The 12,955-nt window shown below is 44.0% G+C and carries 12 protein-coding genes; all 12 read left to right on the top strand.

Annotated elements, in window-relative coordinates:
* Window positions 1-14: 14 nt before the first annotated feature.
* The 12 genes from yqhY (at window position 15) to spo0A (ending at window position 12,325) form a co-directional block, all read left to right on the top strand.
* Window positions 15-422 carry a fatty acid biosynthesis protein YqhY gene (gene yqhY, locus Q3W56_RS17885; protein WP_003226398.1) on the top strand — a complete coding sequence of 136 codons (408 nt, stop codon included), beginning with the start codon at window positions 15-17 and terminating at the stop codon, window positions 420-422.
* A 264-nt stretch (window positions 423-686) separates the two neighbouring features.
* A complete protein-coding gene (gene nusB / locus Q3W56_RS17880) occupies window positions 687-1,082 on the top strand; it encodes a transcription antitermination factor NusB (protein ID WP_019714929.1) in 396 nt (131 codons plus the stop codon).
* An 11-nt stretch (window positions 1,083-1,093) separates the two neighbouring features.
* Entirely contained in the window at window positions 1,094-1,945 is an 852-nt protein-coding gene (gene folD, locus Q3W56_RS17875; RefSeq protein ID WP_019714928.1) for a bifunctional methylenetetrahydrofolate dehydrogenase/methenyltetrahydrofolate cyclohydrolase FolD, read from the top strand.
* A 138-nt stretch (window positions 1,946-2,083) separates the two neighbouring features.
* Window positions 2,084-3,427: an exodeoxyribonuclease VII large subunit gene (xseA, locus tag Q3W56_RS17870; RefSeq protein ID WP_268400063.1), complete on the top strand. Its 1,344-nt coding sequence runs from the start codon at window positions 2,084-2,086 to the stop codon at window positions 3,425-3,427.
* Complete coding sequence (locus tag Q3W56_RS17865) at window positions 3,427-3,681, top strand: exodeoxyribonuclease VII small subunit (protein ID WP_302896352.1); 255 nt, start codon at window positions 3,427-3,429, stop codon at window positions 3,679-3,681. Before xseA ends, Q3W56_RS17865 begins: the two co-directional genes overlap by 1 nt.
* Window positions 3,671-4,561: a polyprenyl synthetase family protein gene (locus Q3W56_RS17860; RefSeq protein WP_302896351.1), complete on the top strand. Its 891-nt coding sequence runs from the start codon at window positions 3,671-3,673 to the stop codon at window positions 4,559-4,561. The genes Q3W56_RS17865 and Q3W56_RS17860 overlap by 11 nt, the downstream gene beginning before the upstream one ends.
* 174 nt (window positions 4,562-4,735) lie before the next feature.
* Window positions 4,736-6,637, top strand: a complete 1,902-nt coding sequence (dxs, locus tag Q3W56_RS17855) for a 1-deoxy-D-xylulose-5-phosphate synthase (protein WP_268400060.1) — start codon at window positions 4,736-4,738, stop codon at window positions 6,635-6,637.
* On the top strand, window positions 6,634-7,479 hold the full coding sequence (locus tag Q3W56_RS17850) for a TlyA family RNA methyltransferase (protein WP_019714924.1): 846 nt from the start codon (window positions 6,634-6,636) through the stop codon (window positions 7,477-7,479). Before dxs ends, Q3W56_RS17850 begins: the two co-directional genes overlap by 4 nt.
* Before the next feature lie 96 nt (window positions 7,480-7,575).
* Window positions 7,576-8,025 carry an arginine repressor ArgR gene (argR, locus tag Q3W56_RS17845; protein ID WP_302896350.1) on the top strand — a complete coding sequence of 150 codons (450 nt, stop codon included), beginning with the start codon at window positions 7,576-7,578 and terminating at the stop codon, window positions 8,023-8,025.
* Between the two features lie 35 nt (window positions 8,026-8,060).
* On the top strand, window positions 8,061-9,791 hold the full coding sequence (gene recN / locus Q3W56_RS17840; RefSeq protein WP_302896349.1) for a DNA repair protein RecN: 1,731 nt from the start codon (window positions 8,061-8,063) through the stop codon (window positions 9,789-9,791).
* A gap of 174 nt (window positions 9,792-9,965) precedes the next feature.
* Window positions 9,966-11,246, top strand: a complete 1,281-nt coding sequence (gene spoIVB / locus Q3W56_RS17835) for a SpoIVB peptidase (protein WP_302896348.1) — start codon at window positions 9,966-9,968, stop codon at window positions 11,244-11,246.
* Window positions 11,247-11,521: 275 nt separating this feature from the next.
* Complete coding sequence (spo0A, locus tag Q3W56_RS17830; protein WP_302896347.1) at window positions 11,522-12,325, top strand: sporulation transcription factor Spo0A; 804 nt, start codon at window positions 11,522-11,524, stop codon at window positions 12,323-12,325.
* Window positions 12,326-12,955 lie beyond the last annotated feature (630 nt).

Genomic DNA, 12,955 nt, shown 5'->3' with positions numbered 1-12,955 from the left:
CGGAGGTGAATTGAATGAAAGACAACAGCTTGCTTAAAATGGATCAAGAAGATACGCATTTGGGTAAGGTTGAGATTGCCCCGGAAGTCATTGAGGTCATTGCCGGCATTGCAGCTTCAGAAGTTGACGGTGTTGCCGAAATGCGCGGAAACTTTGCGACAGGCGTCGTCGAACGCTTCGGTAAAGTGAATCATGGCAAAGGTGTCAAAGTCGACCTGGCGGATGACGGAATTACGATTGATGTATACTGTGTCGTTACATTTGGTATTTCGATTCCGAAAGTTGCAGCGTCCGTTCAGGAAAACATTCGTCAAACCTTATTAAATATGACGTCTCTTTCAATTAACGAGATCAATATTCACATCGTCGGCATTCAATTTGACACAAAAGCCCAAGAAGTTCAAATCGACGAAGAAATGTAAATGGCTTAACACGAAACCAAGGGGAGGGCGGCCCTTTGGTTTTTTTACACGTTACCCTTTATTTCAAAGCATGAAGAAAGCCGGCTCAAGGCAGCCGAGTTTCTTCATGATCGTGAAATCCGAATGATCATAATAAGGTGCATGAAAATATTCGGCAATAGGGTGAAAAAACCTTGATTTCAATATGCGGATACGAAAAAAATATGTTATGATCTCTTTGTGGCTTAACGACAAGCGGATAAAGAGGATCAAAGGAGAAAGAAAATGAAAAGAAGAACAGCAAGAGAAAAAGCTTTGCAGGCACTATTTCAAATTGATGTCAGCGATATTGCAGTAAATGAAGCCATAGAACACGCACTGGATGAAGAAAAAACAGATCCTTTCTTTGAACAGCTTGTACACGGGGTTTTGGAACATCGAGTTCAGCTGGATGAAATGATCTCCAAGCATCTGGTGAATTGGAAGCTCGATCGGATTGCCAATGTTGACCGCGCGATTTTGCGTCTGGCAGCTTACGAAATGGCATATGCAGAAGACATTCCGGTGAATGTCTCTATGAATGAAGCGATTGAACTGGCAAAACGGTTTGGTGATGACAAAGCGACAAAATTTGTGAACGGGGTTCTTTCTAACATTAAATCTGATATTGAACAATCATAGGAGGAAAGAAAATGACTGCAACAATCATCGACGGAAAAGAAACGGCTAGAGAAAAACGCGAACAATTGGCAAAAGAGGTAGAAGAGCTTAAAAAGCAAGGCGTCACCCCTGGACTGGCGGTTATTTTGATTGGAGATGATCCTGCTTCTCACTCTTACGTGCGAGGAAAGAAAAAAGCGGCTGAAACAATGGGAATGAATTTCAAGCTTGATCAATTTGACAGCAGCCTCACAGAAGCTGAACTGCTTTCCATTATCGATCAATACAATCAAGACCCTGAGTTTCACGGCATTCTCGTTCAGCTTCCGCTTCCAGACCATATTTCTGAAAAAGCGGTGATTGAACGTATCTCTCCTGATAAAGATGTAGACGGTTTTCATCCGTTAAACGTAGGGAAAATGCTGCTTGGCGAAGATACGTTTCTTCCTTGCACGCCTCACGGAATTGTTGAGCTTTTGAAGAAAACCAATATTGACCTTTCCGGTAAAGAGGTTGTTGTAGTCGGCCGTAGCAATATTGTCGGCAAACCTGTCGGCCAGCTTTTATTAAATGAAAACGCGACAGTTACTTACTGTCATTCAAGAACACAAAATATTGCCGAACATACAAAAAAAGCGGACATCCTGGTGGTGGCAGTCGGCAGAGCTAACTTCATCAGTGCAGACCAGATCAAAGAAGGCGCTGTTGTCATTGACGTAGGCGTTAACCGTCTGGAAAGCGGAAAGCTTTGCGGAGACGTTGAATTTGAAGGGGCAAAGGAAAAAGCATCCTTCATCACGCCGGTTCCGGGCGGAGTAGGACCGATGACCATCACGATGCTTGCGCATAATACTGTTAAATCTGCGAAACGTACGTTATTATAGATAATTGGAGATATTCACAGGAGGGACGTTTTGCCCGCCGTGAATATGAGCACGATACCCGCTTCTTCAGGCTCCTAAAGCCAGGGCGGGTTTTTCTTTAGTTATGGTGCAGGAATGCTTATGAGAGGAGTTTGAGACATGGGTGAAACAGCGTTTGTTACCGTCTCAGCGCTGACAAAGTATATAAAACGAAAATTCGATGTAGATCCTCACCTTGAAAATATTTGGATTAAAGGCGAATTATCGAATGTAAAAATACACACAAGAGGCCACATTTATTTTACATTGAAAGACGAAAACGCCAGAATGCAGTCGGTGATGTTCGCGAGACAGAGCGAGCGTCTGCCTTTTAAACCTGAAAACGGCATGAAGGTGCTGGTCAGAGGCGGAATTTCAGTATATGAACCGAGCGGAAACTATCAATTATATGCCAAAGAAATGCAGCCTGACGGGGTCGGAGCACTTTATTTAGCGTACGAAGAGTTAAAAAAGAAGCTTGCCGGAGAAGGTTTATTTGACGATCGCTACAAAAAACAAATCCCCGCATTTCCAGCCACAATCGGGGTTGTGACATCTCCGACGGGTGCCGCTGTCAGAGACGTCATTACAACTCTCAAAAGAAGATATCCCCTTGTAAAAGTCATTGTTCTTCCAGCGCTCGTACAAGGCGAAAATGCGAGCAGATCCATCGTTAGCCGCATTAAAGAGGCAAATGAAAAAGAGATGTGTGACGTATTAATTGTCGGAAGAGGCGGCGGTTCGATTGAAGAACTGTGGGCATTTAATGAAGAAATTGTAGCACGTGCGATCTTTGCTTCTAACATTCCGGTCATATCGGCTGTCGGGCATGAGACGGACTTTACGATCAGTGATTTTGTCGCTGATATCAGAGCTGCTACACCGACAGGAGCAGCTGAGATTGCCGTGCCGCATACCACTGATTTAATCGAACGGACAAAAACAGCGGAAGTCAGAATGACAAGAGCGATGCAGCAGCATCTCGGCCAGAAAAAAGAACGGATTCAAACGCTGCAATCCTCGTATGCCTTTCGTTTTCCAAAGCGTTTATATGCGCAAAAAGAGCAGCAGTTTGACCTTGCCTATCAGCAGTTTCAAACCCAGCTGACGGCTCTAATAGATCGGAAAAACAGACAGCTGGAGCGTGAAACATACAGATTAGAGGCGTTGCATCCTCATGAACAGCTAAAGCAAGCGAGAACACGATATGAGGAACAAACAAATCAGCTTAGAAAAAATATGAATATCCAAATGAAGCAGCTGCATTCCCAATTTCAAACGGTTCTTGGCAAGCTGAATGCCTTAAATCCTCTTCAAGTGATGGAAAGAGGATATAGCTTGGCTTATAAAGAAGACGAACTCATTAAAAGTGTCAGTCAAATAGAAGAGAAGGACCAGCTTGAGGTTAAGTTGAAGGATGGCGTGCTGACCTGTGAAGTATTAGAAAAGAGAGGGGAAGAGTAATGACAGACGTGAAAAAAAATGAAAACATGACATTTGAAGAAGCAATGAAAGGGCTTGAGAGCATTGTGTCAAAGCTTGAAGAGGGCGATGTGCCTTTAGAGCAAGCAATTAACTATTTCCAAGAAGGCATGGCTCTTTCAAAAATGTGTCACGAAAAGCTGCAGAAAGTCGAAAAACAAATGGACTTCATTTTAAAAGAAGACGGCGAACTGGCACCTTTCAGTGTTCAGGAGGAAGATGAAGATGACAAATAAAATAATGAACTTTCTGGCAGAGCGAAAAAAAACGATTGAAAATCAGCTTTCTATTTATACAGAGAATCTCGATATGCCGGACTCATTAAAAAAATCTATGCTGTATTCCCTTGAGGCTGGCGGAAAGCGGCTTCGTCCTCTCATTGTACTAGCCGTTTTAAACGCATACGGGAAAAGTGAAAAGGACGGCATTCCGGTCGGATGTGCTGTCGAAATGATTCATACGTATTCATTAATTCATGATGACCTTCCTTGTATGGATGATGACGATTTGCGCCGCGGGAAGCCGACAAACCATAAAGTGTTCGGTGAAGCAACAGCAGTATTAGCGGGTGACGGCCTCCTGACGGAAAGCTTTAGGCTGATCACCTCCCACGTGTCAGACGAGGTGTCAGCAGAAAAGCGCCTTCGGCTCGTGAAAGAACTGGTTTCAGCGGCAGGCACTGAAGGCATGGTCGGGGGACAAATAGCTGATATGGAAGCGGAAAACCGCCAAGTCACGCTTAAAGAACTTGAATCCATTCATGAACGGAAAACGGCCAAGCTCCTTAGTTTTTGCGTCATCGCCGGCGCTATTTTGGCGGATGCGCCTGAGGAAGATATCGAAACGCTGCGTACCTTCAGCAGTCATATTGGAATCGGTTACCAAATTAGAGACGATATTTTAGATGTAGAAGGCAGTGAAGAGAAAATCGGCAAACGTGTCGGCTCGGATACAACAAACGAAAAATCGACTTACCCGTCACTTCTTTCACTGGAAGGGGCCAAACATAAGTTGGATGTTCACATAAAAGAGGCGAAGCGGTTGATCGGCGGACTCTCTGTTCAAAAAGATCTTTTATTTGAGCTTTGTGATTTAATTGCGGCAAGAGATCACTAACCAATCCTAATTTGAAGCGGCTGCACGAGATATGGTAAAATGTAAGCAGTTTATATGAAAAAAAGGAAAAGCGCATTTGTCTTTTTTTATGTCTGAGAGTGGCTGCTGTCCAGCTCGACATGCAGAAGACATGTATCATTGCAGAAATTCATGCTGAAAGTGAGTTGATCCGCTTTGGATCTTTTATCAATACAGGACCCGTCGTTTTTAAAAAACATGTCCATTGATGAATTAGAGAAATTAAGTGATGAAATCCGTCAATTTTTAATTACAACTTTATCCGCTTCCGGCGGCCACATCGGCCCAAACTTAGGTGTCGTAGAGCTTACTGTTGCGCTGCATAAGGAATTTAACAGCCCAAAAGACAAATTTTTGTGGGATGTAGGCCACCAGTCGTATGTCCATAAGCTGCTGACAGGACGCGGAAAAGAATTTGCGACGCTTCGCCAGTACAAAGGACTTTGCGGATTTCCAAAGCGGAGTGAAAGCGAGCATGATGTTTGGGAAACCGGGCACAGCTCAACTTCTCTGTCAGGCGCGATGGGAATGGCAGCTGCGCGTGATATTAAAGGAACGGATGAATTTATTATACCGATTATTGGTGATGGCGCGCTGACTGGCGGAATGGCGCTTGAAGCCTTGAACCACATCGGCGACGAGAAAAAAGACATGATTGTTATCCTAAATGATAATGAAATGAGTATTGCGCCGAATGTCGGTGCCATTCATTCCATGCTCGGACGTCTGCGCACTGCCGGGAAATACCAGTGGGTCAAAGATGAGCTCGAATACTTGTTCAAAAAGATTCCGGCAGTTGGAGGCAAACTTGCCGCCACGGCGGAACGGATCAAAGACAGCCTGAAATACATGCTCGTCTCCGGAATGTTTTTTGAGGAGCTTGGTTTTACGTATTTAGGCCCGGTGGACGGACATTCTTATCATGAGCTGATTGAAAATCTTCAATACGCCAAAAAAACGAAAGGCCCTGTTCTCCTGCATGTCATCACGAAAAAAGGGAAGGGGTACAAACCGGCTGAGACCGATACGATTGGAACATGGCACGGCACCGGCCCATATAAAATCAATACCGGTGACTTTGTAAAACCGAAGGCAGCAGCTCCTTCATGGAGCGGCCTGGTTAGCGGCACTGTGCAGCGAATGGCGCGCGAGGACGGACGCATTGTAGCCATTACACCGGCTATGCCTGTCGGCTCAAAGCTAGAAGGCTTTGCAAAGGAATTCCCTGACCGCATGTTCGACGTAGGTATCGCAGAACAGCATGCCGCAACGATGGCTGCAGCAATGGCAATGCAGGGGATGAAGCCGTTTTTGGCGATTTATTCAACCTTCCTGCAAAGGGCATATGATCAAGTGGTTCATGACATCTGCCGCCAAAACGCCAATGTGTTTATTGGAATTGACCGCGCAGGACTTGTAGGTGCTGACGGTGAGACACATCAAGGGGTGTTTGATATTGCGTATATGCGCCACATTCCAAACATCGTCTTAATGATGCCGAAAGATGAAAATGAAGGACAGCATATGGTTCATACAGCTCTCAGCTATGACGAAGGCCCGATAGCGATGCGTTTTCCGCGCGGAAACGGACTTGGCGTAAAAATGGATGAACAGCTGAAAACGATTCCGATCGGCACGTGGGAGGTTCTGCGTCCGGGGAATGATGCTGTCATCTTAACATTTGGAACAACAATCGAAATGGCGCTTGAAGCAGCTGAAGAGCTGCAAAAAGAAGGCCTTTCCGTGCGCGTTGTAAATGCGCGTTTTATTAAGCCAATTGATGAAAAGATGATGAAGGGAATCCTAAAAGAAGGCTTGCCAATCTTAACGATTGAAGAAGCGGTCTTAGAAGGCGGTTTCGGAAGCTCGATTTTAGAATTCGCTCATGATCAGGGTGAATATCTTACGCCGATTGACAGAATGGGTATCCCGGATCGGTTTATCGAACACGGAAGCGTAACGGCGCTTCTTGAAGAGATTGGACTAACAAAACAGCAGGTGGCAAACCGTATTAGATTGCTGATGCCGCCAAAGACACACAAAGGAATTGGATCATGACGTCAAAGAAAGAACGATTAGATGTATTACTAGTAGAAAGAGGACTGGCGGAAACGCGGGAAAAAGCTAAGAGAGCCATTATGGCAGGGATCGTCTATTCAAATGAAAACCGCTTGGACAAACCCGGGGAAAAGATTGACCGCGACCTTCCGTTAACCGTCAAAGGAAACCCGCTCAGATATGTGAGCAGAGGCGGTTTAAAGCTTGAAAAAGCGCTGAAGGAGTTTCCTGTCTCTGTTAAGGATAAAGTTATGATTGATATTGGCTCCTCCACCGGCGGTTTTACGGACTGCGCTTTGCAAAACGGAGCTAAACAGTCATATGCGGTCGATGTAGGCTACAATCAGCTTGCGTGGAAGCTTAGACAGGATGAACGTGTCGTTGTGATGGAACGGACAAACTTCCGTTACGCGACACCAGCAGACTTCACAAAGGGCATGCCGGAGTTTGCCACAATTGATGTGTCCTTTATTTCACTGAGGCTCATCCTGCCTGTCCTCAAAACATTGCTTGTACCGGGCAGTGACTGCATGGCTCTTGTTAAGCCGCAGTTTGAAGCGGGACGGGAATCCGTCGGCAAAAAAGGAATTGTCAGAGATCCTAAAGTGCATGCTGATGTTCTCAAGCGAATGATCAGTTTTTCTGCGGCTGAAGGCTATATTTGCAAAGGCCTGTCATTTTCACCAATCACAGGAGGAGATGGAAATATAGAATTTCTCCTTCATTTGCATTGGCCGGGAGAGGGGCAGGAAGGACAGGAGCTGCCGGAAGAAGAGATCATCCGCGTTGTAGAAGAGGCACATAAGACGTTAAAAGAAAAAAAAGCAGAAGTACCGGAATAATAGGGCGCTATTATTCCTTTTTTCTGCATTCATGTACAATTTGCAGAGAATCATATAACATAAAAGAACAGATAAGCTGGAAATAGAGGTGCTTACATGAACAAAGGCCAGAGGCATATTAAAATCAGAGAGATCATTACAAGCAATGAAATTGAAACGCAAGATGAATTGGTCAACATGCTGAAGCAGGATGGATACAACGTAACACAAGCCACGGTTTCACGGGATATCAAAGAACTTCACCTTGTAAAAGTGCCTACGAATAACGGCTCTTACAAATACAGTCTTCCGGCAGACCAGCGTTTCAATCCATTGTCCAAGCTGAAGCGGGCATTGATGGACGCATTTGTGAAAATAGACTCGGCAAGCCATATGATTGTGCTGAAAACGATGCCGGGAAACGCCCAGGCAATTGGCGCGCTGATGGACAATTTGGATTGGGATGAAATTATGGGGACCATTTGCGGAGATGACACGATTTTAATAATTTGCCGGACTCCTGAAGATACAGACTGCGTAAAAAACAAGCTGCTTGAGCTGCTGTAACAGAAATCTAACAAAGATAAGAGGTGTAATGCTGTTTGTTAGCTGAACTATCGATTAAAAACTTTGCCATTATTGAGGAACTGACGGTTTCTTTTGAACGCGGACTCACGGTTTTAACAGGAGAAACCGGAGCCGGCAAATCCATCATCATAGATGCCATTTCTCTTTTAGTCGGAGGCCGCGGATCATCTGAATTTGTCAGATATGGGGAGACAAAAGCCGAGCTTGAAGGGCTTTTTCTATTGGATAGCGGCCATCCCGTTTTTGACGTATGCACTGAGCAGGGAATCGACGTTTCAGACGAAATGATCGTCATGAGAAGGGATATCAGCACGAGCGGAAAAAGCGTTTGCCGTGTTAATGGCAAGCTTGTCACGATTGCTTCGCTAAGAGAGATCGGCAGGCTTTTATTAGATATTCACGGGCAGCACGATAACCAGCTGTTAATGGAGGACGAAAATCATCTCCAGCTTTTGGACAAGTTTGCCGGAGCCGAAGTAGAAAGCGCGCTTCAAGCGTATCAGGAAGGATACCAGCGGTATATGAAGCTGCTTAAAAAGCTAAAACAGCTTTCTGAAAGCGAACAGGAAATGGCCCACCGCCTGGACCTCATTCAATTTCAGCTTGAAGAAATCGAATCGGCAAAGCTTGAGCTTAATGAAGATGAACAGCTCCAGGAAGAGCGCCAGCAAATTTCAAACTTTGAGAAGATCTATGAATCGCTGCAAAATGCATATAACGCGCTTCGCAGTGAGCAGGGCGGATTGGATTGGGTCGGAATGGCATCAGCGCAGCTTGAAGATATATCCGATATTAACGAACCGCTGAAAAAACTGTCCGAAAGTGTGTCGAACTCCTACTATCTTCTAGAGGACGCTACATTTCAGATGAGAAATATGCTGGATGAGCTTGAATATGACCCGGAACGCCTGAATTATATTGAGACGCGTCTTAATGAAATTAAACACCTAAAACGAAAATACGGTGCAACTGTTGAGGACATTTTGGAATATGCTTCTAAAATTGAAGAAGAGATTGACCAGATTGAAAACAGGGACAGCCATCTTCAAAGCGTGAAGAAGGAGCTTGACTCAGTCGGAAAAGATGTTGCGGTAGAAGCGGCAAATGTTTCACAAATCCGGAAAGCATGGGCGAAAAAGCTGGCCGATGAGATTCATCGCGAATTAAAAAGCCTCTACATGGAAAAGTCAACATTTGATATGGAATTTAAGGTCAGAACAGCGTCTCACAATGAGGAGGCGCCGATTGTAAACGGCCAGCCTGTTCAGCTGACTGACCAGGGGATTGATCTGGTCAAATTTTTAATTTCAACCAACACAGGCGAGCCTCTGAAATCCCTTTCGAAAGTTGCTTCCGGAGGAGAGCTGTCCCGGGTGATGCTTGCCATAAAAAGCATTTTTTCTTCGCAGCAGGATGTGACGTCGATTATATTCGATGAGGTGGATACCGGTGTAAGCGGCAGAGTTGCACAGGCAATCGCTGAAAAGATCCATAAAGTCTCAATAGGATCACAAGTGCTGTGTATTACACACTTGCCTCAGGTGGCTGCCATGGCCGATACGCATCTTTATATTGCGAAGGAGTTAAAAGACGGCAGAACCACAACACGTGTCAAGCCGCTGTCTAAGCAGGAAAAGGTAGTGGAAATCGGGCGCATGATTGCCGGAGTCGAAGTAACAGACTTGACGAAACGCCATGCGAAAGAACTTTTAAAACAAGCAGATCAAGTCAAAACAACTGGGTAAGCTGCGCGAGAAGCGCAGCTTATTTTTTTCTGCACACATCCATTCGTTCATCAGTATATCCAATGTTTTTCTTTATATGACAGTTATAAATAAGGTGCCAGAAGGCAAAATTAAAGATGTAGCAGCAAGACATAAAGAAGGTGTGGGATAGGAGCGAGGAGAGTGAAGTAGTGAATGCCCGATAACATCAGAAAAGCAGTAGGTTTAATTCTCCTTGTTTCGTTATTAAGTGTAGGTTTATGCAAACCGCTAAAAGAGTATTTACTGATTCCAACGCAAATGAGAGTATTTGAAACCCAAACACAAGCGATTGAAACGGGTTTATCGGTAAACGCTCATGCACAAGAATCATCTGAAGCGTTTACAGTAAAGAAAGACCCGCATGAAATCAAGGTGACAGGCAAAAAATCAGGTGAGTCAGAGTTAGTCTACGATCTTGCCGGATTTCCAATCAAAAAAACAAAAGTGCAAGTTCTTCCTGATTTAAAGGTCATACCTGGCGGACAATCAATCGGTGTAAAGCTTCATTCCGTCGGTGTTCTTGTCGTCGGTTTTCATCAAATCAATACAAGTGAAGGCAAAAAATCTCCAGGTGAAACGGCCGGTATTGAAGCGGGCGACATCATTATTGAGATGAATGGACAGAAAATTGAAAAAATGAATGATGTGGCCCCATTTATTCAGAAAGCCGGTAAAACCGGAGAATCTTTAGATTTGCTCATTAAACGTGACAAACAAACAATCAAAACAAAGCTCATTCCCGAAAAGGATGAAGCAGAAGGCAAGTACAGAATTGGTTTATACATCAGGGATTCTGCTGCTGGCATCGGCACGATGACATTTTATGAACCGAAAACCAAAAAATACGGAGCACTTGGCCACGTGATTTCCGACATGGACACAAAGAAACCAATCGTAGTGGAGAATGGAGAAATCGTCAAATCAACTGTAACATCCATTGAAAAAGGGACAGGCGGAAATCCGGGAGAAAAACTGGCGCGATTTTCCTCAGAACGCAAAACGATCGGGGATATTAACAGAAACAGCCCATTTGGCATTTTCGGCACACTGCATCAGCCGATTCAAAACAATATTTCAGATCAAGCCTTGCCGGTTGCGTTTTCTACAGAAGTCAAAAAAGGGCCTGCTGAAATTTTAACGGTTATTGATGATGACAAAGTAGAAAAGTTTGATATTGAAATCGTCAGCACGACGCCGCAAAAATTCCCTGCGACAAAAGGATTGGTCTTAAAAATAACCGATCCAAGGCTGCTAAAAGAAACAGGCGGCATCGTACAGGGGATGAGCGGGAGTCCGATCATTCAAAATGGAAAAGTGATCGGCGCTGTCACCCATGTATTTGTAAATGACCCGACAAGCGGATACGGCGTTCATATTGAATGGATGCTGTCAGAAGCAGGAATTAATATTTATGGAAAAGAAAAAGCAAGCTGACTGCCGGTATTTCCGGCAGTTTTTTGTTTTGATCCCTCTTCACTTCTCATAATACATACGGTAAAATATACAAAAGAAGATTTTTCGACAAATTCACGTTTCCTTGTTTGTCAAATTTCATTTTTAGTCGAAAAACGGAGAAAAACATAGAATAACAAAGATATGCCACTAATATTGGTGATTATGATTTTTTTTAGAGGGTATATAGCGGTTTTGTCGAATGTAAACATGTAGCAAGGGTGAATCCTGTTAACTACATTTGGGGAGGAAGAAACGTGGAGAAAATTAAAGTTTGTGTTGCTGACGATAATCGAGAGCTGGTAAGCCTGTTGAGTGAATATATAGAAGGACAGGAAGACATGGAAGTGATCGGTGTTGCCTATAACGGACAGGAATGCCTGTCGCTGTTTAAAGAAAAAGATCCCGATGTGCTCGTATTGGATATTATTATGCCGCATTTGGATGGACTTGCGGTTTTAGAGCGGCTGAGGGAATCAGATCTGAAAAAACAGCCGAATGTCATTATGCTGACAGCCTTTGGACAGGAAGATGTCACGAAAAAGGCCGTTGATTTAGGCGCTTCCTATTTTATTCTCAAACCGTTTGATATGGAAAACCTTGTCGGTCATATTCGCCAGGTCAGCGGAAATGCCAGCAGCGTGACGCATCGCGCGCCATCATCGCAAAGCAGCATTATACGCAGCAGCCAGTCTGAACCAAAGAAGAAAAATCTCGACGCGAGCATCACAAGCATTATCCATGAAATCGGCGTCCCAGCCCATATTAAAGGCTATCTCTATCTGCGCGAAGCAATCTCAATGGTATACAATGACATCGAATTGCTCGGCAGCATTACAAAAGTCCTCTATCCGGACATCGCCAAAAAGTTTAACACAACCGCGAGCCGTGTAGAAAGAGCGATCCGCCATGCGATTGAAGTGGCATGGAGCAGAGGGAATATTGATTCCATTTCATCGTTGTTCGGCTATACTGTCAGCATGACAAAAGCCAAACCTACCAACTCAGAGTTCATTGCGATGGTTGCTGATAAGCTGAGATTAGAACATAAAGCTTCTTAAGCATGAGGATGTTATCGGATGATTAAATCAAACGTCTTTTATTTATTAGTTTACACTGATAAATAAAAGACGTTTTGTTTTGGGTACATTTACTTCATGTTCCGCAAGGAGGAGTGATACAGGGTGTTTGAAAAATACCGAATACTCATGTCGTTATTTATGCTGGTTTTTTATGTCGTCAATTTCGAACATCTTTACAAAACAGAATCACGCTTACTAGGGACCATGATAATTATATCTCATATGCAGTCATCGTTCCATGTGTTTTCACTGCTTGGATCATAAAAAACAAACAAACAAACAAACAGGAACACGTTGAAACCTTTTCCCAGGTAAAATCGTAAGTAAGGAAGCATTCATGAACAAAGGAGACGTACGAATGAAAAGAAAAAAAGCCAGAAGGCGTGACGGATTTCTCCTAAATTTGCTTCCCGAAGCAGTTGGCGAGCTCCTTCTCTTACTGTTTAGATGTTTGCATAAATTGATTTAAAGTTAAAAAAAGACTCAGACTGTTGACAAAATAGTCGGATCTTTATGATCCGACCTATTTTTGTCCAATTTATTCTGTTTTTCGGTCGAATAGGCTGGCGAGTTGGTCCTTTCCAAGTCCAATTCGCCAGTTTTTTTAGA

The sequence above is a fragment of the Bacillus sp. C28GYM-DRY-1 genome, assembly GCF_030519405.1.
GTDB lineage: Bacteria > Bacillota > Bacilli > Bacillales > Bacillaceae > Bacillus > Bacillus spizizenii_A.
This window is presented reverse-complemented; position numbering and strand designations above follow the sequence as displayed.

Bases quoted from the DNA above. Each gene is read 5' to 3' on its own strand.
- xseA (WP_268400063.1), top strand. From the start codon at position 2,084: ATGGGTGAAACAGCGTTTGTTACCGTCTCAGCGCTGACAAAGTATATA.
- folD (WP_019714928.1), top strand. From the start codon at position 1,094: ATGACTGCAACAATCATCGACGGAAAAGAAACGGCTAGAGAAAAACGC.
- spoIVB (WP_302896348.1), top strand. From the start codon at position 9,966: ATGCCCGATAACATCAGAAAAGCAGTAGGTTTAATTCTCCTTGTTTCG.
- argR (WP_302896350.1), top strand. From the start codon at position 7,576: ATGAACAAAGGCCAGAGGCATATTAAAATCAGAGAGATCATTACAAGC.
- Q3W56_RS17865 (WP_302896352.1), top strand. From the start codon at position 3,427: ATGACAGACGTGAAAAAAAATGAAAACATGACATTTGAAGAAGCAATG.
- Q3W56_RS17860 (WP_302896351.1), top strand. From the start codon at position 3,671: ATGACAAATAAAATAATGAACTTTCTGGCAGAGCGAAAAAAAACGATT.
- yqhY (WP_003226398.1), top strand. From the start codon at position 15: ATGAAAGACAACAGCTTGCTTAAAATGGATCAAGAAGATACGCATTTG.
- Q3W56_RS17850 (WP_019714924.1), top strand. From the start codon at position 6,634: ATGACGTCAAAGAAAGAACGATTAGATGTATTACTAGTAGAAAGAGGA.
- nusB (WP_019714929.1), top strand. From the start codon at position 687: ATGAAAAGAAGAACAGCAAGAGAAAAAGCTTTGCAGGCACTATTTCAA.